We start from the raw sequence: 25,283 nt of genomic DNA on the forward strand, positions 1-25,283 counted from the left end.
CGGCGCGGCCGGGCGGGCCCGGCCGTCCGGCGTGCCCCGTCACCACTTGCCGGGTGCGTAGTCCTTCATGAAGACGCCGTACAGGTCCTCGCCCGCCTCGCCGCGCACGATGGGGTCGTAGACGCGGGCGGCGCCGTCGATCAGGTCGAGCGGGGCGTGGAAGCCGGCCTCGGCCAGGCGCAGCTTGTCGTAGTGGGGACGCTCGTCGGTGATCCAGCCGGTGTCGACGGAGGTCATGAGGATCTTGTCGGTGTCGAACATCTCCTGGGCGCTGGTCCGGGTCACCATGTTCATCGCGGCCTTGGCCGCGTTGGTGTTCGGGTGCCCGGCGCCCTTGTAGCCGCGGGCGAACACGCCCTCCATCGCGGAGACGTTGACGACGTAGGCGCGCCCCGCGGGCGCCTTGCGCGCGGCCTCGGCCATCGACGCGCGCAGGGCGCTGATGAGGATGAACGGCGACGTGTAGTTGCACAGCTGGGTCTCCAGCAGCTCCACCGGCGAGATCTGCTCGATGGTCTGGACCCAGGTGTTGGAGTCGACGACGTCGGGGACCAGTCCGCCCGCGTCGATGGCGGTGCCCTCGCGGTGCCGGACCACGCTGGCGTTGCCGGCGACCAGGGCGAGGTCGGCGACCTTCTGCGCGTCCAGCCCCGAGGCGCCCAGCGGCAGCGCGGCCAGACCGTCCACCGCACCGGAGTTGAAGGCGCCGATCACCTGGTGGGCGGGCAGTTCCCCGGCGGGCAGCGGGGCGCTCTCGCCCTCGACCAACGCGGCGTACGCGGAGGGCAGGCGCCGTACGGTCTGGGTGGCGTTGTTGATCAGGATGTCGAGCGGGCCCTGTTCGGTGACCTGCTCGGCGAGGGCCACGGCCTGGGCGGGGTCGCGCAGGTCGATGCCGACGACCTCCAGGCGGTGCAGCCAGTCCGCGGAGTCGTCCATGGCCTTGAAGCGGCGGATGGCGTCCTTGGGGAACCGGGTGGTGATCGTGGTGTGCGCGCCGTCGCGCAGCAGCCTGAGCGCGATGTACATGCCGATCTTGGCCCGGCCGCCGGTGAGCAGCGCGCGCTTGCCGGTGAGGTCGGCGCGGGCGTCGCGGCGGGCCCGGTTCTCTGCGGCGCAGTCCTGGCAGAGCTGGTGGTAGAAGTAGTCGACCTCGACGTAGCGCTGCTTGCAGATGTAGCAGGAGCGGGGGCGCTGGAGTATCCCCGCGATCGCGCCCTGCTCGGTGCGCGAGGAGGGAAGCAGGCCCTCGGTCTCGTCGTCGATGCGCTCGGCGGACCCGGTGGCGGTGGCCTCGGTGACCGCCTTGTCGTGGGCGGTCTTGGCGGCGCGGCGCTCTTGGCGGCGGCGCTGCTTGACCATGCGGTAGATGTGCGAGGTGGCCCGCCGGACCCGGATCGCGTCCGGGTGGTCGATCTCGAGCCCGTCGAGTTCCTCCAGCACGCTCAGGCAGACGGCGAGCCGCTCCGGGTCGATGCCGGGTCCGCAGGCGGGGGCGGTCGCCTCGTCGGGGGCGTACCCCGACGTGGTCGCCCCGTCCGCGGGCGCTTCCTGCCCGGGCGCCTGGACCGCGGGCGCGTCGCCCCTGGTCGCCGAGCCGTCCTGTGTCACCGTCATCGCCGCTGCCGTTCCCTGGTCACCGTTGCGGCGCTCCGGGAGGCGACCGCTGTCGAACAGCGGATTTTATTCAGCGCGCGGCGTGGATCCAAACCCGTCGGGGTCAGGGGCCGCACGCCGTGAGCAACGTCTCCACCTCCTCGGCCACCGCCCGTGCGAACCGGTCGAGGTCCGGCACCGCCTTCGCGTCGGCGACCAGGCCGTAGTGGACCCGTCCGCGGTAGGTCGAGACGGCCACCGCGAGGGCGTGGCCGCGGGCCAGCGGTGCCAGCGGATAGACCTCGGTGAGCGGGTGGCCGCCGAGCCGCAGCCCGAGGCTGGGCAGGGGCACGCTGGTGACCAGGATGTCGAACCAGAGCCGCGCGGCCCCCGAGACCAGCGGCCCGCCGAGCCGGTGGCCGAGCGCCGGCACGTGGTCGGCGAGCAGGGCGACGGCTCCGGCGCCGCGACCGGGTCCGGCGTCCTTGTTGCGGTCCATGGCGGCGCGCACCGTGCCGAGACGGGAGAGCGGGTCGGGGTCGCCGACCGGAAGCCTCATCAGGTACCCGGAGAGCCGGTTGCCCGGTGGCTGGGCGGTGCGCGGGCGGCGCTTGGAGACGGGGATCAGGGCCCGGGGCGCGACGCCCTCGCTGCCGTCGCCGCGCTCGTCCAGCCAGCGGCGCAGGGCGCCCGCGACGACCGCGATCAGTACGTCGTTGACGGTGCCGCCGGTGGTCTTGCGGACGTGGTGCACGTCGTCGAGGTCGACGGCCACGCCGGCGGTCCGGCGGGTGCCGGAGGACTCGGCGGTGAGCGCGGGCGAGGAGCGCACGTCGAGGGTGGACAGCGCCGCGGCGGCTCCGATGTCCAGGGCGCGCCCCGCGTCGGCCAGGGCCCCGCGCAGCCGGTCCGGCAGGGCGCGCACGTCCGGCAGGAGTCCGCGCGGCGGCGGCTCGGGGCGGGGGCGGGGGGCCGGCAGGTCCAGCGGGTCGAGGACCCCGGCGGCCAGGGTCAGGGCGCGCAGACCGTCGGCCAGGGCGTGGTGGAACTTGAACAGCACGGCGAAGGACCCGCCGTCCGCGCCCGGCAGCACATGCGCCTCCCACGGCGGCCGCCCGCGCTCCAGGGGGCGTTCCATGAGGCGTCCGGCCCGGGCGTGGAAGTCGGTGGTCGGGGCGTGCAGCCGCACGTGGTCGAGCGGGTCGAAGCGGGGGTCGGCCTCGCGGGTCGCGCCGCCGAAGGCGAACGGGCGGCGCAGGGCTGCCAGGGGCGGCTGCCAGGTGTCCCGGATCCTCATCCGCAGACCGGGCACCGCGGGGGCGCGGGCCGCGAGCAGGTCCGCGGCGTGGGCGCCCGCGGTGGGCGAGTCGGCCTCGAAGACGCCGAGCGCGCCCAGGTGCATCGGGTGCTCGGCGGACTCGATGTTCCAGAACGCCAGGTCGAGGGGAGCGAGCGGATCGGGAGTCAAGGGCTTGCCTCGCAAGGACGACGCACGGGCGGCGGATGGTGGCGCGGGGGCAACGGATGGACGACGGACGGACGACGGCTGAACAAGCAGTCAATCGTCCTCCGTCGATTACGGTCAAGTACGATCAAGTTACGCACAGTTAACAGGAGATTAAAAGTCCCGCCCCTTTCGGCAGGGGCGGGACTGCTGTGACTCATGGGGCGCCTGTGCTCACATCCGCCTCACGTCAGGGGCGGCGGCACCGCCTGGGCCGAGGTTCCCCACCCGGACGGCTGCGGGCCGACCGTGAACGCGAGCGACCGGACGGAGCGCAGGGCGTCGGTGGTCAGCCAGGTGCGGGCGTAGGCCGAGCCGTCGGTGCGGGCCGACTGGACGTACCGGTCGGTGTCCGAGGTGCCGGGCGCGGTGATCGTCAGAGCGCCGCGCGGGTAGTAGCGGCGGTCGAGGGTGAGGTCGACGCGGTCGAAGAGCGGGGTGGACAGACCCCAGGTGTCGTATCCGGGCTGGATCGGGAAGATCCCGATCGAGGACAGCACGTTCCAGGCGGACATGGTCCCGAGGTCGTCGTTTCCGGTCATACCGGTCGGCGTGTCCGTGAACAGGGTGAGTGCCGCGTGCACCACGTCGGTCGTCTTCCAGGGCTGCCCGGTCGACAGGTAGGTGTACGGGGCGATGAGGTCGGGCTCGTTCTGCGGGTTGTACTTGTCGGCGTTGTAGTAGTCGTACGGCCCGTTCACCCACACCTCGCGGGCGGTCTTCGCCGGATCGGCGAGGAGCTGGTCGTAGGCGAAGAAGGAGTCGAGCCTCTCGTTCGCGGCCTTGGTCCCGCCGACGAGGTCGATCATGCCGGGCAGGTCCTGCGGCACCAGCCACTGGTACTGCCAGGACGTGCCCTCGTGGAAGCCCTCGCTCTGCGCCGGGTCGTCCGGCCCGGTGAAGGCGCCCTCGGCGTCGCGGGCCCGGAAGAAGCCCGTCGAGGGGTCGAAGACGGTGCGGTAGTTCTGGGCGCGCTCGGCGTACCGCTTCGCGTCCGCGTCGTGGCCGAGGTCGCGGGCCATGCGGGAGAGCATGGCGTCGGACAGGGCGTACTCCAGGGTCGCGGAGGCGCCGTGGTCGTAGTCGGAGTCGCCGGGCTTGGCGTGCGGGCGGCCCTTGACGTACGGGGCGAAGCCGTCGGCGAGGTACTCGCGGTTGGCCTCCCGGCCGACGGCCGGCGAGTCGGTGGGCGGGACGCCGTCGGCGTTCTTCTTCAGCGCCCGGTAGGCCTTCTCCTCCCAGCCGTGCAGCAGGCCCTGCTGGTAGGCGTTGGTGAGGAAGGGGGTCACCGGGTCACCCGTCATGATGTTGGTCTCGACTGTGCCGTAGCCCCACTTGGGCAGCCAGCCGCTCTCCTCGTCGATCTTGATGACCGAGATCGCCATGTCGCGGGCCTCTCGGGGCGCGAGCAGCGAGAGGAGCTGGGACTGGGTGCGGTAGGTGTCCCACAGCGACCAGTTCTGGTAATAGGTGAAGCCCTTGGCGCGGTGGATCTCCTGGTCCCAGCCGGTATAGCGCCCGTCGACGTCGCTGCCGACGTTGGGCGCGAGGAAGGACCGGTACAGGGACGAGTAGAAGGTGCGGCGCAGGGTGTCGTCGCCGCCCCGGACCTTGACGCCGTCCAGCCGCTCCTCCCAGGTGCGCTCGGCGCCCCGGCGCACGGAGTCGAACGAGTGCCCGCCCTCGGCGCGAAGGTTGAGCGCGGCACCGCGCGCGTCCACGTAGGACAGGGCGGTGGTCGCCTCGACGGTGCGGTCCTTCGTGGTGTCGAAGCGGACGTAGGCGCCGTCCCCGCCGCTCTTCGCGCCCGCGGTCACGGTGCCGTCGTCCCAGGTGCCGTAGGAGGCGAAGGGCCGGTCGAATCGGGTGATCGTGTAGACCGTGTACGGCTTGGTGTCCTGGCAGAAGCCGCTTCCGGTGATCGCGGTGCGCACCGTGCGGCTGTCCAGGACCTCGACCTCGGTGCTGATGTTCTTGTGCAGCGACTGGCCGGCGTTGAGCAGGACGTTGGCCTTGTCGGTGGCCGGGAAGGTGTAGCGCTGCACTCCGGTGCGTTCGGTGGCGGTCAGCTCCGCGTCGATACCGGTGTCGAGGCCGACCCGGTAGTAGCCGGGGCTCGCCTCCTCGTCGTCGTGGCCGAAGGAGGCGGCGTACTTCGCGTAGTCCGTCTCGGTGACGTCGCCGGTGGTCGGCAGCACCGGCAGGTCGCCGCCGAGTCCGCAGCCGACGCCGGAGAGGTGGACCAGGGAGAAGCCCCGGATGTGGTCGTTGGAGTAGTCGTAGCCGACGTTGTGGCCGGTGTCCGGCGAGAACTGCACCATGCCGAAGGGCACGGCGGCGCCGGGATAGGTGTTGCCCTCGTTCTCGGTCCCGATGAACGGGTTCACGAGGTCGGTCAGGTTCTGGTCGGTCGTCGGGGCGGCCTGCGCCGCCGGGGCGGTGAGCAGCGCGGACGCTGCCACCACCCCGGCCACGCACAGCCGCAGACGCCGGGTGCCTCTCATGTGCGGTGACCTCCGGAAGGTCTGCGGTGTCGTGCGGTCGTTCCTCGGGTGCGGGTGATCAGGCGGTGCAGCCCGCCGGGGTGGGCTGGGAGGCGTCGTGGATGAGTGCCTCCTGGGCGGCCTTCACCCGCTCGACGTCCGGCTTGAGCACCTTGCGGTCGTAGGTCGTCAGGCCGTTCAGCTCGCCCTCGACGTCCGAGATCTGGGTGTAGACGGCGCCGTTGCTGCCCCGGCAGACCAGGGCGCGCACCTCGTCGAGCTTGGTGAGGTAGTCGTCCGTGTACGTCTGCGGGTCGACGTCGACGTACGACTGCTGCACGGACCAGGCGTGACCGGGTACCGCGAGGCCCAGGCCGCCGTACTCGCCGGTGACCAGGGCGCGTTCGCCGTCCGGCGACGGCGGCAGCGCCGGGCTCGGATAGCCGTGCTCGTCCATGATGTCGCCGGCGCCGCCGTCGGCCCCGAGGTTCAGCCCCGACTGGTTGTTGACGAGCCGGGTCGGGTCCCAGGCCTTGGCCTGTGCGGCGACGCGGCCGATGTCGTACTGACCCCAGCCCTCGTTGAAGGTGACCCACATGATGATCGACGGGTGGCTGACGTGTTCGTCGATCATCTCCTTCATCTCCCGCTCGTACTCGGCCCGGGCGGCGGTGGACGGGTTCTTCCCGGCGGTCATCGCGGGCATGTCCTGCCACACCATCAGACCCAGTCTGTCGGCCCAGTAGAACCAGCGGTCGGGCTCCACCTTGATGTGCTTGCGGACCGAGTTGAAGCCGAGCTGCTTGTGCAGCCTGAGGTCGTACGCCAGGGCCTCGTCGGTGGGCGCGGTGTGCAGCCCGTCCGGCCAGAAGCCCTGGTCGAGGGTGGCCATCAGGAACGTGGGCTTCCCGTTGAGCAGGGTGCGCGGGACGCCGTTCACCTTCTCGACGGCGATGGAGCGCATCCCGAAGTAGCTCTCGACCCGGTCGTGTCCGACGGTGACCTTCAGGTCGTACAGGAACGGGTCGTCGGGCGACCACAGGCGCGGGTCGCGGATCTTCAGGGTCAGCGGCTCACCGGTGCGGCCGCTCACCGTGGCGACCTTGCGGTGCCCGGCGTACGCCGTGGCGTCGACGCGTACGCCGTCGCGCACGCCCTTGGGCTCGACGGTCAGGGTGCTCGCCGCCCCGTCGACGTGCGGGGTGAGCTTGAGGGAGTCCACGTGGTCCCGGGCGACCGGCTCCATCCAGACGGTCTGCCAGATGCCGGAACTGGGCGTGTACCAGATGCCGCTCGGGTCAAGGCGCTGCTTGCCGAGCGGCGGGTTCTCGCCGTTCGCCGCGTCGGTCGGGTCGTAGACGCCGACGATCAGCTCCTGGGTGCGGCCGGGCTTGAGCGCGTCGGTGACGTCGGCGCTGAACTTGTCGTAACCGCCCTTGTGGTCGGCGACCTTGGTGCCGTTGACGTACACCTCGGACTGCCAGTCGACGGCGCCGAAGTTCAGCTTCAGCCGCTGGGCGGAGCCGATGTGCCAGTCGCGGGGCACGGTGAAGGTGCGGCGGTACCACATGCGGTCCTCGTGCCGCTGGACTCCGGAGAGCTGGGACTCCACCGGGTACGGGACGAGGATGCGCTCCTTGAGGTTCTTGCCGACCGGCGGCTGCTCGCCCGCCTCGGCGGCGGCGAACTGCCAGCGGCCGTTGAGGTTCTGCCAGTCGTCGCGCGTGAGCTGCGGGCGCGGGTACTCCGGGAGGGCGTTGTCCGGCCCCACCTCGTCGGCCCAGTCGGTGCGCAGCTCGTAGGTGGACTCGTTGCCGCCGCTGCTCCAGAAGGCGTTGACAACGTTGCCTTCGGCGTCGGTGAGACCGCCCTCGCCGTCGTAGCGGACGTCGGCGGTGCCGGGGGCGTCGCCGTTCTTGTTGCCGACGACGGGCTGGTCGAGGGCGACGAGCAGGGCGCTCGGGTCGGCGGGGTCGAGCCTGGTCTCGCCGAGCGGCCACGTGGCGCCGCCGATCACCGCTTCGAGGTGGTCGGTGAGACCGGCCGGGGGGGCGGCGAGAGGGCTGGCGAAGTCGAGCTTGAGGGTGCGGCCCGTGGACTGGACGGTGGTCGCCGTCGCGCCGTTGTAGTCGAAGCCGTCGGGCAGGCGGAACGCCGACTGCGGCACGGCCTCCTTGCTGCCGCCGGGCTCGGTCCAGCGCAGGTGGAGGTTGGAACCGCCGTAGTGCTCGAAGTACTCCAGCTTGATGTCGTAGGACTGGCCGGCCGTCAGCTCGACGGGCTGGGCGGTCTGTTCCACGTCCCAGTCGTCGACCCAGTGGTCGATGGCGAGCTGTCCGCCGACCCAGAGGCGGAAGCCGTTGTCGCCGGTGATCGAGAAGGTGTGGGCGCCGGTCTTCTCCGGGACGAGCTTGCCGGTCCAGCGGACGCTCACGTCGTCCGACCGCCCGGTGGCGAAGGCGAGTCGCGGCTCCAGGGTGTTGAAGTCGACCTGCGGGTCGAAGCCGGTGGCCTTGAGCTCGTGGAAGTCGAAGGCGCCGGGGGCGGACTGGGTGTAGTACTCGCCCTTCAGCCCGTGGACCTCCGCGGTGTCGTCGGCGTCGGCCGCGTTGGCGGCCGGTACGGCGGCGAGACCCGCGACGCCTAGCGCGGCGGCCAGCAACAGGGCGAGTTTGTCTCTGAGTCGTTTGGTGCGCACTGACCCTCTCCTCGAGAACGGGTGGTGGCTGATGGCTCAGGACATCGATGTCATACATCGATGTAACAGCAGCGGTGCAGAGGCATGACAACACGGATTCCGCTTGACGTCCAGGGACATGACAACGGCCCCGGAGTCAACGCGCGTATCACGCGCGCCCGGAGCCGCCGCCCGTCCGATCGCCGCTGCGGACGCTCGTCCGGCCGGGCGTCCGTCACGGCACCCGCTGCCCCTTGCCCAGCGCGATCACGCCGCCCTTGGAGACCGTGTACAACTCGCCGTCCCGCTGCGGGTTGACACCGATCGTCGCGCCCGGCGGCACCTCCACGTTCTTGTCCAGCACCGCGCCGCGCACCACCGCGCCCCGGCCGATGTGCACGTTGTCGTGCAGCACCGAGCCCTGCACGACCGCCCCCGGGTCGACCACCACCCCCGGGGAGAGCACGGAGCGGGTGACCTGGCCGCGGATCAGGCATCCCGCGCTGATGATCGACTCGCTGGCGATGCCCCCGGCGTTGAAGCGGGCGGGCGAGAGCTGGGCCGAGTGGGTGTAGACGGGCCAGTCGCGGTTGTAGAGGTTGAACGCGGGCCGCTCGGCGATCAGGTCCATGTGGGCGTCGTAGTAGGCGTCCAGCGTGCCCACGTCCCGCCAGTACCCCTGGTCCCGGGAGGTCTCCCCCGGGACGTGGTTGGCGCTGAAGTCGTACAGCGCGGCCTCGCCCCGGTCGGTGAGCTGGGGCAGGATCGAACCGCCCATGTCGTGCACGGAGTCCTCGTCCTCGGCGTCCCGTTGCAGGGCCTCGACGAGGGCCTTGGTGGTGAAGACGTAGTTGCCCATCGAGGCGAAGATGCACCCGGGGTCGTCGGCGAGACCGGGCGGGTCGGCCGGCTTCTCCAGGAAACCGGTGACGGTCTGCCCGTCGGAGCCCGGGGTGATCACGCCGAAGGACGGCGACTCGGCGCGCGGGACCCGGATCCCGGCGACGGTGACGCCCGCGCCGGACTCGATGTGCTGGGCGAGCATCTGGCGCGGGTCCATCCGGTACACGTGGTCGGCGCCGAACACCGCTACGTACTCGGGCTGTTCGTCGTGCACCAGGTTCAGCGACTGGAGGATCGCGTCGGCGCTGCCGAGGTACCAGCGCGGGCCGAGGCGCTGCTGGGCGGGGACGGGGGTGACGTAGTTGCCGAGCAGGCTGGACATCCGCCAGGTGGTGGTGATGTGCCGGTCCAGGGAGTGCGACTTGTACTGCGTGAGGACGCAGATCCGCAGGATGTCGCCGTTGACCAGGTTGGACAGGACGAAGTCGACGAGCCGGTAGGTGCCGCCGAAGGTGACCGCGGGTTTGGCGCGGTCCGCGGTCAGGGGCATCAGGCGTTTGCCCTCTCCGCCCGCCAGCACGATGCCGAGCACCGAAGGACCTCCACGACGCATGGCCGCTCCCCTTACCCTCGTTCACCCCCGGCTGCCCCGGGCGGGGCGGCCTAAGCCTGCTTGAGGATCTCCTCGTACAGCCGGACCGTGCGGCGCGCGACCGCGTCCCAGCCGAACTCCTCCACCGCGCGCGCCCGGCCCGCCTCGCCCATCCGGCGGGCGCCCGCCGGATCGCCGAGTACGGAGTCCAGTGCGCGTGCGAGACCCGCCTCGAAGTCGTCGTCCGCCGCCGTGTCCCCGTCACTCTCCTTGGTGACGAGTACCCCCGTTTCGCCGTCGGCCACGACCTCGGGGATCCCTCCCACCCGGGAGGCCACCACGGGGGTGGCGCAGGCCATCGCCTCCAGGTTGACGATGCCGAGGGGCTCGTAGACGGAGGGGCAGACGAAGACGGCGGCGTGGGTCAGGAGCTGGATCACCTCCGGGCGCGGCAGCATGCGCGGGATCCAGTGCACGCCCTCGCGGGCGCGGCTCAGCTCGGCGAAGAGGTCGCGGAACTCCCGGTCGATCTCGGGGGTGTCCGGAGCGCCCGCGCACAGCACGACCTGCGCGGCCGGGTCGATGTCCCGTACCGCGCGCAGCAGGTGGGGCACGCCCTTCTGGCGCGTGATGCGGCCGACGAACAGGACGTAGGGGCGGGAGCGGTCCAGGCCGATCCGGTCCAGCGCGTCGGTGCCGTGGTCGGGCCGGTAGAGCCCGGTGTCGATGCCGTTGTGCACGACGTGGACCGCGGCGGGGTCCAGGGCCGGGTAGCAGCCGAGGATGTCCTCGCGCATCGCGCCGGAGACGGCGATCACCGCGTCGGCCGCCTCGATCGCGGTGCGCTCGGCCCAGCCGGACAGGCTGTACCCGCCGCCGAGCTGCTCGGCCTTCCAGGGTCGCAGGGGCTCCAGGGAGTGGGCGGTCATCACGTGCGGGACGCCGTGGAGGAGCTTGGCGAGGTGGCCGCCGAGGTTGGCGTACCAGGTGTGGGAGTGCACCAGTTCGCGCCCTTCGAGGGCGGCGGTCATGGCGAGGTCGACCGAGAAGGTGCGCAGCGCGTCGTTGGCGCCGTCGAGCGCGGACCAGGGGCGGTGGCGCAGTACGCCGTCGCTGCGGCCCTCGCCCCAGCTGTGCACGTCCAGGTCGACCAGGCGGGCGAGCTCCCGGGCCAGGAACTCGACGTGGACTCCGGCGCCGCCGTACACGTCCGGCGGGAACTCACGGCTCAGCAGTCCCACGCGCACCCGGAACCTCCCGTCTCGGCGGCTGGTTCCCTCATGGTCACCCAGAGGGGGCGCCTGGGGAAGACCGCGGAGGGCCCGGAGGGCTCGGAGGGCTCGGGAAGCAGCAGTCGCCGCAGACGCCCCCGCCCGGCACCCGGTAGTACAGGCAGCAGCTGCGGCGCCGGAAGGAGGTGCCGGTGAGCGTCCCGGTGCCGGCGAGCAGCGGGTGGGCCAGCAGCTCGGCGGTGAGCGACCGGGCGCGGGCGGCGGTGTCCGTACGGCCGTGGCACCGGGCCCAGCGGTCCAGTTCGCGTCCGGCGCCGGTCAGGGCGGAGGCCGCGTTGCCTCGCAGCAGTCCCCGCGCGACGCCGTAGCGGGTGTGCACGGCCTCCGTGAGGGGCGCGAGGTGGGTGGTGAGAACGACGTCCGCGACGGTGGCGGCGTCCCCCGGCAGGGCGTGCGCCTCGGTGAGCCACAGGTCGTCGGGGGCGGTGGCCTCGGGGTCCCAGTGCAGCAGGCGCGGATCGAGATCCGGGACGTGTCCGTACAGGACGGCGCAGGCCAGGGACACCGACCACAGGCGGGCCGCGAGCCCCTGCTGGGCCACGGATGCGGCGACCCGCGTCTCGGGGGCGCCGAGCGCGACGGCGACCTTGCGGACGCGGCGGCCCAGCGGATCGTCGCCCTGCACCGGAACGTGTACGTCCGCAGCCGCGTTCACGTGTTCCGGTGCGTAGGAGTGGGCGAGGGGCACGACGGCGGCGTCCGCCCGCCGTGACGGCACCGGACGCGAGGCGTGCAGGACGAAGAAGCCGCCGAGCGGACGGAGGGCGCGGAGGGCGGGGTCGAGGTCCACGGAGAGCAGTAGTATCAGGGCCCTTAGGGGGCGGGGCCAGGGGTCGGAGCCGGAAGTCGCCCACCCTGGGGAGGACGGCGGGGCCGTCGTACTCCATCGGTAGTAGGACCCAAAGAATGCTCAGGGACGACGACGGGAAGACCCTGGGACGGCATCGTGTTGTCCATGGATGACGACCCTTCGCCGCGCCGGGCCCAGCGCCCCCGCCTCACGCAGAGGAGCAGCCGATGAGCGCCCTCGCGTTGTCCGTGCTGCTGTCGCTTGTCTCCGCCGTGGCCTACGCGGGCGGAGCGATCGTGCAGGAGCAGGTCGCGGCGTCGTCGCCGGGTGCCCAGTACGCTCCGCTGCGCCGCCCCGGCTGGTGGGCGGCGGTCGCGCTCAACGGCCTCGGCGGTCTGCTGCACGTGGTGGCCCTCGCGCTCGGTCCGCTGAGTCTGGTGCAGCCGCTGGGAGCTCTCACCATCGTCTTCGCGCTGCCCATGGCGGCGGTCTTCGTGGGCCGCAGGGCCGGCGCGACGGCCTGGCGGGGCGCGCTGATGGCCACGGTCGGGCTCGCCGGTCTGCTCTCCCTGGTCGGCACCTCCGACGCGCAGTCGCTGGACACGGCGCAGCGGATCGCGGCGGCCGTGGTCACCGGCGGCGCGGTCGTGGCGCTGATGATCGCCGGCCGGGCCGCGCACCGGCACCCGGCGGTCCGCAGCATCCTGCTCGCGACCGCGTCCGGCATAGCCTTCGGGATGTCCTCGGTCTTCACCAAGACCGTCGCGGTCGACTGGACCGGCGGGGTGTCGGCCGGCGACCTGCCGTCGCTGGCCGTGATCGGCGTGCTCGCCACGGCCGGCATGGTGCTGTCCCAGGCGTCCTACCGGGGCGCCGGTCTCGCGGCCCCGCTGGCCACGCTGACGGTGGTGAACCCGGTGGTGGCCGCCGTCGTCGGCATCACGATGTTCGGCGAGACGTTCCGGTACGGCACGACGGGCACCGTACTCGCCCTGAGCTGCGGTGTGGTGGCCGCCGGTGGGCTGATCATGCTGACGACCGAGCGGATCGCCCGGGAGGGCTCCGACAAGGGCTCCGTCACTGGTGAGGCCTCGGCCCTGGCCGGGGACTCCGTGGCGCTTGCGGAGGCCGGGACTGCGGGGCTGGGGACCGTGGCGCTCGCTCCGGTGGCGGCGGCGGTGGCCGTACCGGCCGCTGTACCCTCGATTGCTGTCCCGGCGGTTGCTGTGCCGGTCGAGGAGGTCCCCCTCCGGGAACCGGTGGCTCGGCTCTCCGACAAGGTCGTCGTGCCGTCCCCGGTGGCTCCGCCGGTCCGGGACACCGCCCGCGCCGAGGAGGCGTACGAAGTCTCGGCACCCGCCGAGAGCGACGACGTGCCGTACTCCTACGGGCCCTTCTACGGCGGTCCGTTCGGCCCGCACATGCTCGGCGGCCGACGGGTCCGGATCAGATCCTGACGCCGCCGGCCCGCAGGTACGCCACCGGGTCGACGTCCGAACCGAAGCCGGGCCCCGTCCGCACCTCGAAGTGCAGATGCGGGCCCGTGACGTTGCCCGTGGAGCCGGAGCGTCCCAGACGCTGGCCGACGCCCACCGACTGGCCGTTCTTCACGGAGATCGCCGAGAGGTGCGCGTACTGGGAGTAGCGGCCGTCGGCGTGCCGGACCACCACCTGGTAGCCGTACGAACCGCCCCACCCCGCGCTGACCACCCGGCCTGCCGCGACCGACTTGACCGAGGTCCCGGTGGGGACGGGGAAGTCGACGCCGGTGTGGTAGCCCTTGGACCAGGAGGAGCCCGACTGGTGGTAGGGCGTGCCGGTGGCGGCGTCGACGGGGGCCACGACGGCCCGGTGGGTGGTGGCCTTGCCGGCCTTGGCCTTGGTCTTGCCGCTGTCGGAGGAGGGCTTCTGCGGCGCCTTGCGCTGCTCCTGCCGCTTGTGTTCCTTCGGCTCGGACTTCGGCTCCCGCTTCTGTTCCTTCTTCTGCGGCGTCTGCGTCTGCTTCTGCTGCTTGTGCTGCTTGTCCTGCTTGTGGTGTTCCCTCGGCCCGGCACCGGACGGCGCCGCGGTGGCCCCCTCGCCGCGCAGTGCCAGGCGCTGGCCGGGCAGGATCAGGTCGGGGTCGGATCCGATCGCGCCGCGGTTGGCCTCGTACAGGCGCTGCCAGCCGCCCCGGACCTCGTGGACGTCGGCGATTCCGGAGAGGGTGTCGCCGGTGACCACCGTGTACATCCGGGCCTTGCCCGCGCGGGACTGCGGGGTCGTCTGCGGCTGGACGTCCTTCACCGAACCCGACCGCTGCGCGGGCACCGCTCCCCCGGCCGGCCGGATGTCGGGGGTGTCGCCGCCCCGGGTCAGCCCGGCCCGCTGCGAGCATGCCGGCCAGGCGCCGGGGCCCTGTACGTCGAGCACCTTCTCGGCGACGGCGATCTGCTGTTCCTTGGTGGCCAGGTCGGCGCGCGGGGCGTACCGCGTGCCGCCGAAGGCCTCCCAGGTGGACTGGGTGAACTGCAACCCGCCGTAGTAGCCGTTGCCGGTGTTGGCGTCCCAGTCGTCGGTGGACTCGCAGGCGGCGACCTTGTCCCAGGTCTCCACGTCGGCCGCGTGGACCGTGCCGGTGCCGACGAGGGGGAGGGCCAGTCCCGCACCCCCCGCGGTGACGGTCAGTGAGGCGCGGTTGATCCTGTTCGGCTGATACCGGCGGTGCCGGCCGCGTACGGCCATGGAGGTCCCCCTCGACATTGCGTCAGGAGGGGCAAAAGTAAGCGCCGCGAACAGGCCATGACAAGACGGCAACCGGCCGGTTGGTCACCCCGAGTGGCCGGGAACGCGCGGCCGTTGGCAGGCGGGCTGCCGGCCCGCTGAGGCACCCGGCCCCTCCCGCCCGTACTGGAGTCCCGGAGGGGGAACGGAAAGCGGAAAGTGCGACCGTCGCCCCGGCACGTCAGCGTGGTCGAGGGGCGAAACCGGCGATACTGGCGGGCACCGGCACCACGTACACAGGGCACCACGGACACCAAGGTCATTAGGAGCCAACCCAATGAGCACGACAGCGCAGATCGGCGTCACGGGGCTCGCGGTCATGGGCCGCAACCTCGCCCGCAACTTCGCCCGCAACGGCTACACCGTCGCGGTGCACAACCGGACCGCGTCGCGCACGCACGCGCTGGTGGAGGAGTTCGGCAGCGAGGGCGACTTCGTCGCGACCGAGACCGCCAAGGAGTTCGTGGCGGCACTGGAGCGGCCGCGGCGCCTGGTCATCATGGTGAAGGCCGGTGACCCGACCGACGCCGTGATCCGGGAGTTCGCCCCGCTGCTGGAGCCCGGTGACATGATCATCGACGGGGGCAACGCGCACTTCGCGGACACCCGGCGCCGGGAGCGCGAACTGCGCGAGCGGGGCATCCACTTCGTCGGCACCGGCATCTCCGGCGGTGAGGAGGGCGCGCTGCACGGGCCGAGCATCATGCCGGGTGGCTCGAAGGAGTCGTACGCATCGCTGGGCCCGATGCTGGAGAAGATCTCGGCGAAGGCCGCGGACGAGGCGCCCTGTGTGACGCACGTCGGTCCCGACGGCGCCGGGCACTTCGTGAAGATGGTGCACAACGGCATCGAGTACGCCGACATGCAGCTGATCGGCGAGGCGTACCAGCTGCTGCGCGACGTCGCCGGGTACTCCCCCGCGCAGATCGCGGACATCTTCCGCACCTGGAACACCGGCCGCCTGGACTCGTACCTGATCGAGATCACGGCGGAGGTGCTGTCGCACGTCGACGCGGCGACGGGCAAGCCGTTCGTGGACGTCGTGGTCGACCAGGCGGAGCAGAAGGGCACCGGCCGCTGGACCGTGCAGATCGCGCTGGACCTGGGCGTGCCGGTGTCCGGCATCGCGGAGGCGGTCTTCGCGCGGTCCCTGTCCGGGCACGCGGCGCTGCGCGACGCCTCGCGCGGCCTGGCGGGACCGAAGGCGGCGCCGCTCGGGGAGTCGGAGGCGGCCGCCTTCGCCGACCGTGTCGAGCAGGCGCTGTACGCGTCGAAGATCGTGTCGTACACGCAGGGCTTCCACGAGATCGCGGCGGGCAGCGAGGAGTACGGCTGGGACATCGACCTCGGCGCCGTCTCCGCGATCTGGCGCGGCGGCTGCATCATCCGGGCGGCCTTCCTGGACCGGATCCGCGCGGCGTACGACGCCCGGCCGGACCTGCCGAGCCTGCTGTCGGACGAGACCTTCGCCCAGGAGATCGCCGCCGCGCAGGACGACTGGCGCGAGGTCCTGGTCGCGGCGACCCGGCAGGGCGTGCCGACGCCGGGCTTCGCCGCGGCCCTCTCCTACTACGACGCCCTGCGCGCCGAGCGGCTGCCCGCCGCGCTGACCCAGGGGCAGCGGGACTTCTTCGGGGCGCACACGTACCGCAGGACGGACCGGGACGGCGCCTTCCACACGCTGTGGGGCGGGGACCGGTCGGAGGTCACCGCATAGCCGTCCCGGGTTCGTCCATGGGCGTCAGGTGAGCGGCGGCCCGGGCTCGGGATTCGGTACGGGCTCGGGCCCCGGCGGGATCGGCGACGGCGAGGGCCCGGGCGGAGCCGGAGGATCAGGGGGCTGGGGCGTCGGCTGCGGGCCGGGGCCCGGCGGCTGGGGTGTCGGTTCGGGGCCGGGACCCGGCGGCGGGGGCGGAGGGGCCGGCTCCGGCCCGGGGCCCGGGGCCGGTGGCGAGACCGGGTCCGGGTGCGGATGTGGGGGCTCCGGGTCCGGACCGGGGGTGGGTCCCGGGGTGGGCCCGGGCGGGACGGGATCCGGATACGGGTTCGTCATGGCGCTGTCCTCCGGCCAGTCGGTCGACGTCGGCTCTGGACTTGTCCCCCGCCTACCCGACGGCCGCCGCTCCACTCACTCCGCCGTATGAACCGCCGGGCCCGAGTGGCCCAGGCAGGCCGCCGCCGCCCCGGCCGCCAGTCCCGGCGCGGGGCTGGCCAGCACGGGGACGCGGGCCCGCGTCGACTCCCTGGCGGGCGCCATGGACGCCTGGGCCAGCACGACCACGTCCGCACCGGTGACGGAGTCGGCCGCCTCGGTCACCCGGCGCAGGTAGCCCTCGCCGTCACCGGCCTCGAACCGCGACCAGGCGCCCTCCACCAGCCGGGTCCGCACCTCCACGGGACGGCCCGCGCGCCGCGCCTCCTCCTCGATCAGTGCCGCCGTCGGCGCGAGTGTGCTCTCCAGGGCGGCGAGGACGAGGACACGGGGACCGACGGCCACCGCGGCGGCGGCCATGGGCCGGTCGACGCGCAGCACGGGCACGCCGGCCCCGGCGGCTGCCGCCTCGGCGACACCCCCGATCGTCGAGCAGGTGCACAGCACGGCGCGCGCGCCTTCCGCCACCGCCCGCGTCAGCACGGCCGCGACGGATTCGGCCACCGCCTCGGGCCCGTCCCGCCGCGCCCGCTCCAGCAGCCCTGCGTCGACGTGATGCCGCAGTTCCAGACCGGGATGCGCCGCGTCACGCAGCGCGTCGAAGACCGGCACGTGCACCGGCGAGGTGTGCAGGAGCGCCAGCACGCGTGTCCCCCGTCTCTCTCTTGCCTGTTCTCCTGGTCCGCGGTCAGAACAGCCCGGGATGCGCCACGAGCCACTCCTTCGCCGCGCGCAGCAGCTCCGGATCGGCGGCGGGTGCCTCGTCCGGGTGGCGCTCGGCCCACTTCACGACGTACGGGCACATCGGGGCGACCGTGACGCCCTCCCGACGCGCGAGCCCGTACAGCTCACGCGCCAGGGAACCGGCGATGCCCTGGCCCTCGTGGGCCGGTTCGACGATCGTGTGGACGGGGACGACGGCCCGCTCGGGAGCGTCGAGGACGAAGTACTCGATGCGCCCGACGACCTCTCCGGCCGCGACCGCCTCCAGCCGTCCGGCCGCCCGGTCGTCCCGGATCTCGATGTCACTCACGGCCACGCTCCTCGTCCCCGCGGGATCGCAGGTCAGTACGGTCAGGCCGACACGGCCTGCGGGCTGCGCTCCTGGTCCGAGCCCGGTACCGGCTCGGACGCGTCAGCGCCCAGGGCGACGATACGGTTGTCGCCGTCCACGTGCACGACCCGGGGCCGCAGCGACCGCGCCTCGGCGTCGGTGACCTGGGCGTAGCTGATGAGGATCACCAGATCACCGGGGTGCACGAGGTGAGCCGCGGCCCCGTTGATCCCGATCACCCCGGACCCCCGCTCCCCCTCGATGACGTACGTCTCGAGCCGGGCCCCGTTGGTGATGTCCACGATGTGCACCAGCTCACCGGGCAGCAGATCGGCGGCGTCGAGCAGATCGGCGTCGATGGTCACGGAGCCGACGTAGTGCAGGTCGGCCTGGGTGACGGTGGCGCGGTGGATTTTGGACTTGAACATGGTGCGCAGCATGTCGGACTCCTGGAAGACGGCTCCCTGCCTGCTTTGTGCAGGTCAAGGGCGGTCTCGACTGTACACCGGGACATGCTGGTCGAGGATTGTGAGGAACATCGCTTCGCTCGGGCGAGACGGCTTCATGCCTGGACTCTCGCGCCGCGTCGGCGCCTGTTCAGGAAAGCCTCCGGGAAGCCCGGAGACTCGTGCTGACCGGACGCTGACCCGCCCGCACCGGCCCGTCACCCGCCGAAGCGGGACGCGTCCGCGGGGAAGTAGCGCAGCTCCGGGTGGGCCGGGTCGAAGTGCGGGACACCGGGCGGCAGGACGGGGCGCAGGGCCTCGAAGACACCGCGCACGGCCTCGTCGGTGTACGCCGCCACGGTCTCGGTCGCCTGGAGGACCACACCGCCCGCCGAGAGCGGAACGACCCGGTGGAACACCCCGGTCGCGGCCAGCGCCCCGGGGCCGCCCAGCCGCACGGACAGCTCCTCGGGGCACACCGTGGTCCAGGAGTAACCCCGGAGGAATGTCCTGGCCTCCCGCACCGAGTCCCGCACCCGGCGGTTGAGCACGCAGTCAAGATTGGTGTCGTCGGTGGCCGGCCCGTCGACCCCCATCCATGCGAAGGCCGGATTCACGGCGTCCAGCGCGGCAACGAGAAACCGCACAGTGTCGGCGCAGAACCGAGGATCGTCGAGTCCGCCCATCGCATCACCCAGCAGGAGTTGCGCCCCCATGTTCGGGGGGCGGCTGCCGATGTTCGCGCTGCGCAAGTGGACGAACGGTCTGCCCAGGGGCCTCCGCATGAAGAGCACGTGGGCCAGTGCGGGCTCGCGCAGCAGTTCCTGGCGCATGGCCGTCCACGCCATGGAGAGTGGTTGGTACTCCCGTTCCTCGGCCCTCTCGTCGGCACGCGAGTTCGCCATGGTGAACATGGCTCCCCGCCGCTCCTGCTCGACCAGATCTTTCAGCGGCCCCGAGAGGGCGGACCCATACCACGAGGCAAGCCCGTTCCCGACCCCGCCTCTGGTGGCGGCATCAAACGTCGCAATGGCACGCAAGCCCACGCCCGCGCCCCTTCCTCGGTCTGTTCCCCTACAGCCTAACCACTGGCCGGGTCCCGCCGGCCGGTGGTCAGGCGCTACGCCGCGAGCTCGTAGAGCGTTACGCCGCCAACAGTCACCGACGTACCCACGGCCACCCCGCCACCGCTCGGCGCCGCGAACAGGAAGAACGGAGCGCCGACTGCGACCACCGCCCTGCCCCACTCCGAGCTCCACCAGGGCTGACCTGGCTCGGGGGATTCGCCATGCCGGTGGCCGACGGCTTGGGCTCGGCCCCCGACTTCGCCGACGGGCGTGAGGCCGTCGAGGAGTCCGGGCTGGGGCCGGGTCCCGGCGCGGGGGACGGCGTTCTCCTGCGCTTGGGATCGACGCCGTAATAGCGCATGCCTTGGTAGGCGACGTCCTTGTCGCTCCAGACCGTTCCCGTGCGGTCCTTTCCGAAGGCGAATTTCGCTGTGGCAAGTGACGGGCCTCTGGCGACCCTTCGGGTGTCGCCCTTCGAGTCCAGATGGTCCTCGAGTTTGTCGACGTAGCCCTGCAATTGCGCGGGGCCGTCGGCGAATGCGTACTTGTGCTTCTTCGCCGCCGCCTGGTCGCCCGGCTTCGGCTTCTTGGAGGCCGTGGGCTTCACTTCCCAGATGTACACGGTGCCGTTGGACCAGAAGATGACGTCTGCTCTGCCGTCGGCCCCGGATCCGTCGGCCTTGGCGCCCGGGATCTCGTTGGCCGCGTGGCCGCCGCGCCCGACGTCGACGGTGGCGAACCCTTGGACGCCGTACTTCTTCGCCCACGACGCGGCGGCGAAGCCGGTGGCGCAGACGGCGCCGTCGTGGGCCGTGTTCTGCCGGGACAGGCAGTTGCCGAGATTGGTCTTTCCGCCGTTGCGCTGAACGACGGGCGTGCCGCCGCCACCGCCCTGGTCGGTGCCGGTGTCACCGCCACCGCCGGTGTCACCGCCGCCGCCGCCCGATCCTTGGTTGCCCAGCCATGAGCAGTAGCAGAAGAGCAGTCCGGTGGGGTCGCTCTTGCTGACGGGGCTGCCGTTGCTGTAGGCGTATCCGTTCATCTGCAGCGGATCGGCCAGGTCGGTGACCGGGTCGGCGGACAGGAAGCGGCCGGCGTTCTGGTCGTACTCGCGCGCTCCGATGTGGGTCAGTCCGGTCGCCGAGTCGTCGGATGCCGACGCCGAGGTAGCCCCGCTTGTTGGGCCAGCTCGCCGGCTTCGGGCCGCGGGACTCGCCGTACGGTTTGAACTCGCGCCGGGTGACCGGCTGGGTGCCGGACAGTTCGACCGATGTGCCGGCCGTGCCGAGGTGGTCGGCGATCAGAACGTGGAGTTTGTGGCCGGTGGTGGCGCCGTTGGTCGCGGTGCGGACGACGGTCGGCGCTCCGGGATGCGCGTAGGACCGGGAGGCACGCGTGATCTTTCCGGTGGCGTCGGTGGTCAGTTCGGTCTCGCCGAGGTGGAGTGTCGCACCCGACGGTGAGTGTTCCAGCAGCCGGTTGCCCGACGCGTCGTAGATGTACGACGTCTTGTTGCCGTCGTCGGTCAGGGACTCCAGTTTGTTGTCGGGCGACCACTTCAGCGACTGGGTGGTCGCCGCCAGGTCGCGGACCTCGGTGTTTCCGGTGGCGTCATAGCTGTAGGAACTGCCCTGGCCGGAGGGCGTGGACGCGGTCCAGGACAGGGTGTGGGGCTGGGTGGTGACGGTCTGGGCCGGTGTGGCGCCCGTGACCGTCTTTCCGTAGCTGTAGACGAAGCCGACGTCCTTCGTCGCGTCTGCCGTGTTGTGCTCCGTCATCGTGGCGCGGTTGCCGAGCCAGTCGAAGGTGAACGACTGGTGGTAGGCGGTGGCGCCGGTCGACACCGTGGCCGCGTCGGGCGCGGCGGCGGTCAGGGAGGCCGAGAGCGCCCCGTCGGGCGTGTCGCCGTCGGACGCCGCGTCGGGGGCTTCGGCGATCGGGCCGGAGGAGGGGGCGGCGTCGGTGCGGTGGCCCCACGTGGCCCCGTTCGCCGCCTTGCACCCGGTGCCGTTGCCGGTCGGTGCGATGCCGGACGTCCAGGCGTTGACCAGCTCGCCCAGCACGTCGTAGGTGAAGCACTGGTTGTCCCAGACGGAGCCGGTCGCGCCGCTGAGCTTACGGGCGTTGGAGGTGATGGTGCCGGAGGCGTCGTAGGAGTAGTAGCTGTCGTTGACGGCGTGCGGGGAGGCGGTCTCCCGGTCGGTGACCGTCCGCTGGAGACGCCCGGTGTGCGCGTCGACGAAGTTGGTCGTCCACACCCGGTAGGGCTGTGCCCCGGAAACCGTGCGCAGGACCTCTCCGTAGGGCGAGTACGTGGCGTCGGAGGTGTACCAGGAGAGCCCGGAGGTGGACTCGGCCAGTCCGTCGTCGTTGTAGCGCGTGATGACCTTCTCGGCCGCGAGTCCGCCCTTGGCCGGCATCGTCACGGTCAGCGGGCGCCCGGTGGGACTGTAGGTGTAGCCGTAGGTGCCGGAGACACCGGTGGTCATGGAGTTCGCGGGGATCACGGTCTCCTGGCCGGTGGGCCGGTATCCGGCGTCGTAGCCGGTGGCCCACCGCACCGATGTCACCGGCAGGCTGCTGCTCCGCAAGGGCATCTCGGCCTCCGGCGGAGTTGTGGACCTCACCTCGCTGGCCGCCGCGGCCAACTCGGCGGGGGGTGTGGACACCGAGTACGGCGCCTCCGGCTGGGGCAGCGCCGGCATCCCGCATCTGATCGGCACGCCGGACGTCAACGGGGACGCGATCCCCGACATCTGGACGGTGCGCTCCGACGGGTCCGTGAGGTTCTACGCGGGCGGCCGGACCGTGCTCACCGGCTCCGGCACGCAGATCATCGGCGCCGCGAGCTACTGGAAAACGCGTCTCGCCATCGGCTGACGCCGCACGGGGCACGGGGCGGAACCGGAATCAGGTCCGGGTTCCGCCCCGTGCCCCTGCGGGGACCAGGGCGTGCAGCATGGCGAGGAGGACCAGGGTCCAGGTGGTGAGGGCGCCCCAGCGCCAGGCCCGCCGGTCCACTCCACGACGGGCAGGTCGTCGGCGCCCGCCGAGGGTTTCGCAACGTCCGCGCGACCGCAGGCCGTCTGGTGGCCGCGACGAAACCATGCCGCCCCAATCCCGGTGAGGCGGTCGTGGGCGCGACGGCGGCCCAGGGATTCGAGGTCGGCGGTGCCCCGGTCGGCGAGGGCACGGACCTTGGTGCCGATCAGTCGTCGAGGGAAAGAACGGGGCCGTAGGGGGTCTGGGCAGGCGGAGCCCAGAACGCCTCCTTGAGGACATCGACCTCGCACTCCTCGGCGGTGTCCGGACCGGTGACGAGGAACCGGCCGCTGAGCGGATCGGTCTGGACATGCGTGGTCCGCCATCCGCGCGCGCCGGGCCCTGCTGTGAGTGAGGCGACGATCTCCCGCATCGGAGCGGGGTTCTCGGTGGCGACGTCGAGGTCACGGCTGAAGCGTTCGACCAGGCCGTGGGCATGCACGGCGTATCCGCCGGTGAGGACCAGAGGACAGGGGGAAGCTGAGGTCGAGGATGTCGGCGAGGAGACGCTCGTGGAGCGGAGTGAGCTTCACGCGGCGGTCGTGCCGGCCGGAGCGGTGCGGAGCAGCTCGGGGAAGGCGTCCTCCCAGACTTCTCGGACGTAGGGACTGATCAAGCGCCGCAGCACGGGCCACCGCTCGGTGAGCAGCCGGTGGTGCAGGAGGGCCACCAGGGCCCGACGCTGACCGCTTGCTCACCTGATCGAGGCGATCAAGCTACGCCGGCACGTGTCGTACTCGAAGGGTGGAGGGCGAGGCTGTGCTTCGTCGGTGTCGGTGACTGGTCGCGGGGGGGCGGGCGTCATTCCTCGGCCGGGGCGGCCGGGGCCCGGGGAAGGCGCAGCTCGAAGCATGCTCCGAGGGTGCGGGGGGTGAGGGTGAGGGTGCCCCGGTGGCGGTGGGCCAGGTCCCGGGCGATGGCGAGGCCCAGGCCGGTGCCGCCGTGGTCGCGGGAGCGGGCGTCGTCGAGCCGGACGAAGCGTTCGAAGATGCGCTCGGCGTCCTCGCCGGGCACGCCCGGTCCGTCGTCGTGCACCGTGAGGACGACCCAGGAGTCCTGGTTCCGGACGGTGATCTGGATGCGGTGTGCGGCGTGGCGGGCGGCGTTGTCGACGAGGTTGCGCAGCAGGCGTTCGTAGGCGTCGGGGTTTCCCTGTACGTGCGCGGGCGCGGTGCTGTCGCAGGTGAGGGTCAACGGACGTTCGGTGAGCGGGTATTGCTCGGTCAGCCGGGAGGCGAGGGCCGTCAGGTCGACGGTTTCGGGGCTCGCTTCGGGGGTGCGGGTGTCGAGGCGGGCGAGGAGCAGCAGGTCCTCGGCGAGGGCCTGGAGGCGGCGGGTCTGTCGTGCGGCGGTGGTGGCCGTGGCGGGCCAGTCGGTGCGTTCTGGGTAGGCGAGTGCGACTTCCAGGCTGGTCAGCAGGGTGGTGAGAGGGCTGCGCAGTTCGTGGGCGGCGTCCGCGACGAAGCGGCGTTGCCGGGCGGCGGCGTCGTCGAGGCGTTGGAGGGTGGTGTTGATGGTGGTGGCCAGGGCGGTGATCTCGTGTCCCGAGGCGGGGACGGTGACGCGTTGGCGCGGGTCGCTCGGGGTGACGGAGGCGGTGAGGACGCGGATGGCCTCGACCGGCCGCAGCGCGATGCGGACGGTGCAGTAGGCGATGGCGGCGATCAGCACCAGGCCGACGAGACCGGCCCGCAGCAGCAGGTCGTCGGTGGTGCCGGCGATCTCCTCGGCCGTGTCCGGGAGCACCACCACATACGCCCGCAGCGTGGCGTCGGCGGCGACACCCAGGGCGGCGGCCTTGTCCTTGCCCAGTTCACCGGCCCAGATGTCGTTGTACAGGACCAAGTAGGTCTGGCCGGCCAAGTCGTATCCGTACTCGGGGTTGTAGTCGCGGCGCTCCGGTATGCGCAGGGGCTGCATCGTGTAGCCCCAGTCGTCACCGTCATCCGTCGGGGCGGACAGCGCGGGTGGGACGGGCAGCACATGGCGGGCGCGGGGATCGAAGTCCTGCATGGCGCCGCCGGAGGCGACAGCGGTGCGCCGGCCGGTCGCGACGACCTCGTACGGCGCTGCGCTCTGGGGACCGGGAACCGAACCGTCCCTCAGCTGATCGACGAGAGCGGCGAGGTTCCGCTCGGCACGTTCGTGGGCGATGGCCATGCTCTCGCGGTAGACCTCCTGGTGCACCCACCAGCCGATGCCGGCCAGGACGAGAGCGGCGGTCAAGGCGGCGGCCAGGGCGGTGCGGGCCCGTACCGAACGCGGCCACCAGCGGCGTCGCGGCTCAGTCGCGGTCACGGTCGTCCACCAGCCGGTAGCCGGTGCCCCGTACGGTCTGCAGGGACTGGCGGTGGAACGCGGCGTCCACCTTCTTGCGGAGGGCGCTGACGCGCGCCTCCACCAGGTTGGGGTCCTCGGCCTCGTCCGGCCACGCGTGGTAGAGCAGGTCCGACTTGGAGACGGCCTGGCCCGCCCGGCGGGCCAGCAGTTCCAGCACGGCGAACTCGCGGGGTGTGAGGTCCACCCGTACCCCGGCCCGGCGGCAGACCCGGCCGGCGACGTCCAACGAGAGGTCGCCCACGGCGAGGACGGGCGGAACCACCGTGGCGGCCCGCCTGACCAGGGCCCGCAGCCGCGCGACGAGCACCAGGTAGGAGAAGGGTTTGACCAGGTAGTCGTCGGCCCCCGTGTCCAGGGCCTCTGCCTGGTCCCATTCCCCGTCCTTGGCGGTGAGGATCAGGATCGGGGTCGCGTTGCCCTCCCGGCGCAGTTGGGCGCAGACCTTGTAGCCGTTGAGGCCGGGCAGCATCAAGTCCAGGACGACGAGGGCGTATTCGCCGGTCCGGGCCATCCACAGGCCCTGCCTGCCGTCATGGGCGAGGTCGACGCTGTAGCCCTCGGCGGTCAGACCGGTGTGCAGGGTGTGGGCGAGGTCGACCTCGTCTTCGACCACCAGGATGCGCATGCGGTGCAGCCTCGCAC

General features: G+C 72.1%; 18 protein-coding genes and 2 pseudogenes. 3 read left to right on the top strand and 17 right to left on the bottom strand.

The window, feature by feature from the left end; all coding sequences use genetic code 11:
* Positions 1–39 precede the first annotated feature (39 nt).
* From ACZ6IM_RS27145 to ACZ6IM_RS27175, 7 genes are all read right to left on the bottom strand, one after another.
* Positions 40–1,617 (bottom strand): SDR family NAD(P)-dependent oxidoreductase, encoded by a 1,578-nt coding sequence (locus ACZ6IM_RS27145; RefSeq protein WP_469559806.1) that lies wholly within the window; start codon positions 1,615–1,617, stop codon positions 40–42.
* 103 nt (positions 1,618–1,720) lie between these two features.
* Positions 1,721–3,064 (bottom strand): wax ester/triacylglycerol synthase family O-acyltransferase, encoded by a 1,344-nt coding sequence (locus tag ACZ6IM_RS27150; protein WP_052843383.1) that lies wholly within the window; start codon positions 3,062–3,064, stop codon positions 1,721–1,723.
* Between the two features lie 221 nt (positions 3,065–3,285).
* On the bottom strand, positions 3,286–5,604 hold the full coding sequence (locus ACZ6IM_RS27155) for a GH92 family glycosyl hydrolase (RefSeq protein WP_469559809.1): 2,319 nt from the start codon (positions 5,602–5,604) through the stop codon (positions 3,286–3,288).
* A gap of 58 nt (positions 5,605–5,662) precedes the next feature.
* On the bottom strand, positions 5,663–8,281 hold the full coding sequence (locus ACZ6IM_RS27160; RefSeq protein ID WP_052843388.1) for a glycoside hydrolase family 2: 2,619 nt from the start codon (positions 8,279–8,281) through the stop codon (positions 5,663–5,665).
* A 214-nt stretch (positions 8,282–8,495) separates the two neighbouring features.
* The gene (glgC, locus tag ACZ6IM_RS27165) at positions 8,496–9,716 is read right to left on the bottom strand and encodes a glucose-1-phosphate adenylyltransferase (RefSeq protein ID WP_469559812.1); all 1,221 of its coding nucleotides are present in this window, start codon (positions 9,714–9,716) and stop codon (positions 8,496–8,498) included.
* 50 nt (positions 9,717–9,766) lie between these two features.
* Entirely contained in the window at positions 9,767–10,942 is a 1,176-nt protein-coding gene (gene glgA / locus ACZ6IM_RS27170) for a glycogen synthase (RefSeq protein WP_052843391.1), read from the bottom strand.
* A gap of 37 nt (positions 10,943–10,979) precedes the next feature.
* Entirely contained in the window at positions 10,980–11,777 is a 798-nt protein-coding gene (locus tag ACZ6IM_RS27175) for a (2Fe-2S)-binding protein (RefSeq protein ID WP_469559817.1), read from the bottom strand.
* Positions 11,778–12,004: 227 nt separating this feature from the next.
* Here ACZ6IM_RS27175 and ACZ6IM_RS27180 point away from each other — a divergent pair, with 227 nt between their 5' ends.
* Positions 12,005–13,234 carry a DMT family transporter gene (locus tag ACZ6IM_RS27180; protein ID WP_469559819.1) on the top strand — a complete coding sequence of 410 codons (1,230 nt, stop codon included), beginning with the start codon at positions 12,005–12,007 and terminating at the stop codon, positions 13,232–13,234.
* On the opposite strand, the gene ACZ6IM_RS27185 is transcribed toward ACZ6IM_RS27180, so the two are convergent.
* Positions 13,224–14,501, bottom strand: coding sequence for a transglycosylase family protein (locus tag ACZ6IM_RS27185; RefSeq protein WP_469559822.1), 1,278 nt, complete (start codon positions 14,499–14,501; stop codon positions 13,224–13,226). The two genes, ACZ6IM_RS27180 and ACZ6IM_RS27185, sit on opposite strands and share 11 nt — an antisense overlap.
* Before the next feature lie 316 nt (positions 14,502–14,817).
* Here ACZ6IM_RS27185 and gndA point away from each other — a divergent pair, with 316 nt between their 5' ends.
* Entirely contained in the window at positions 14,818–16,257 is a 1,440-nt protein-coding gene (gene gndA, locus ACZ6IM_RS27190; protein WP_469559825.1) for an NADP-dependent phosphogluconate dehydrogenase, read from the top strand.
* Between the two features lie 411 nt (positions 16,258–16,668).
* Here the strand turns inward: gndA and ACZ6IM_RS27195 are convergent, their stop codons facing one another.
* The 5 genes and pseudogenes from ACZ6IM_RS27195 to ACZ6IM_RS27215 all read right to left on the bottom strand — a co-directional run.
* The gene (locus ACZ6IM_RS27195) at positions 16,669–17,337 is read right to left on the bottom strand and encodes an aspartate/glutamate racemase family protein (protein WP_469559828.1); all 669 of its coding nucleotides are present in this window, start codon (positions 17,335–17,337) and stop codon (positions 16,669–16,671) included.
* A gap of 43 nt (positions 17,338–17,380) precedes the next feature.
* Complete coding sequence (locus ACZ6IM_RS27200) at positions 17,381–17,725, bottom strand: GNAT family N-acetyltransferase (RefSeq protein WP_469559831.1); 345 nt, start codon at positions 17,723–17,725, stop codon at positions 17,381–17,383.
* 41 nt (positions 17,726–17,766) lie between these two features.
* Positions 17,767–18,186 carry an aspartate 1-decarboxylase gene (panD, locus tag ACZ6IM_RS27205; RefSeq protein ID WP_030186950.1) on the bottom strand — a complete coding sequence of 140 codons (420 nt, stop codon included), beginning with the start codon at positions 18,184–18,186 and terminating at the stop codon, positions 17,767–17,769.
* 224 nt (positions 18,187–18,410) lie between these two features.
* Positions 18,411–19,097, bottom strand: a complete 687-nt coding sequence (locus ACZ6IM_RS27210) for a hypothetical protein (RefSeq protein ID WP_469559835.1) — start codon at positions 19,095–19,097, stop codon at positions 18,411–18,413.
* A 1,144-nt stretch (positions 19,098–20,241) separates the two neighbouring features.
* Positions 20,242–21,808, bottom strand: a pseudogene (locus tag ACZ6IM_RS27215) (RHS repeat-associated core domain-containing protein); the annotation flags it as partial.
* Between ACZ6IM_RS27215 and ACZ6IM_RS27220 the strand changes: the two are divergent.
* Positions 21,807–22,139: a hypothetical protein gene (locus ACZ6IM_RS27220; RefSeq protein ID WP_469559838.1), complete on the top strand. Its 333-nt coding sequence runs from the start codon at positions 21,807–21,809 to the stop codon at positions 22,137–22,139. The pseudogene ACZ6IM_RS27215 and the gene ACZ6IM_RS27220 overlap by 2 nt on opposite strands.
* 221 nt (positions 22,140–22,360) lie before the next feature.
* On the opposite strand, the pseudogene ACZ6IM_RS27225 reads toward ACZ6IM_RS27220, so the two are convergent.
* The 4 genes and pseudogenes from ACZ6IM_RS27225 to ACZ6IM_RS27240 all read right to left on the bottom strand — a co-directional run.
* Positions 22,361–22,834, bottom strand: a pseudogene (locus tag ACZ6IM_RS27225) (nucleotidyl transferase AbiEii/AbiGii toxin family protein); the annotation flags it as partial.
* Positions 22,831–22,971, bottom strand: a complete 141-nt coding sequence (locus ACZ6IM_RS27230; RefSeq protein WP_469559841.1) for a hypothetical protein — start codon at positions 22,969–22,971, stop codon at positions 22,831–22,833. The gene ACZ6IM_RS27230 and the pseudogene ACZ6IM_RS27225, both read right to left, overlap by 4 nt.
* Before the next feature lie 131 nt (positions 22,972–23,102).
* The gene (locus ACZ6IM_RS27235; RefSeq protein WP_469559844.1) at positions 23,103–24,599 is read right to left on the bottom strand and encodes a sensor histidine kinase; all 1,497 of its coding nucleotides are present in this window, start codon (positions 24,597–24,599) and stop codon (positions 23,103–23,105) included.
* Positions 24,586–25,266 carry a response regulator transcription factor gene (locus tag ACZ6IM_RS27240; protein ID WP_052843410.1) on the bottom strand — a complete coding sequence of 227 codons (681 nt, stop codon included), beginning with the start codon at positions 25,264–25,266 and terminating at the stop codon, positions 24,586–24,588. The genes ACZ6IM_RS27235 and ACZ6IM_RS27240 overlap by 14 nt, the downstream gene beginning before the upstream one ends.
* Positions 25,267–25,283 lie beyond the last annotated feature (17 nt).

This window comes from Streptomyces sp. NPDC042336 (assembly GCF_055581985.1).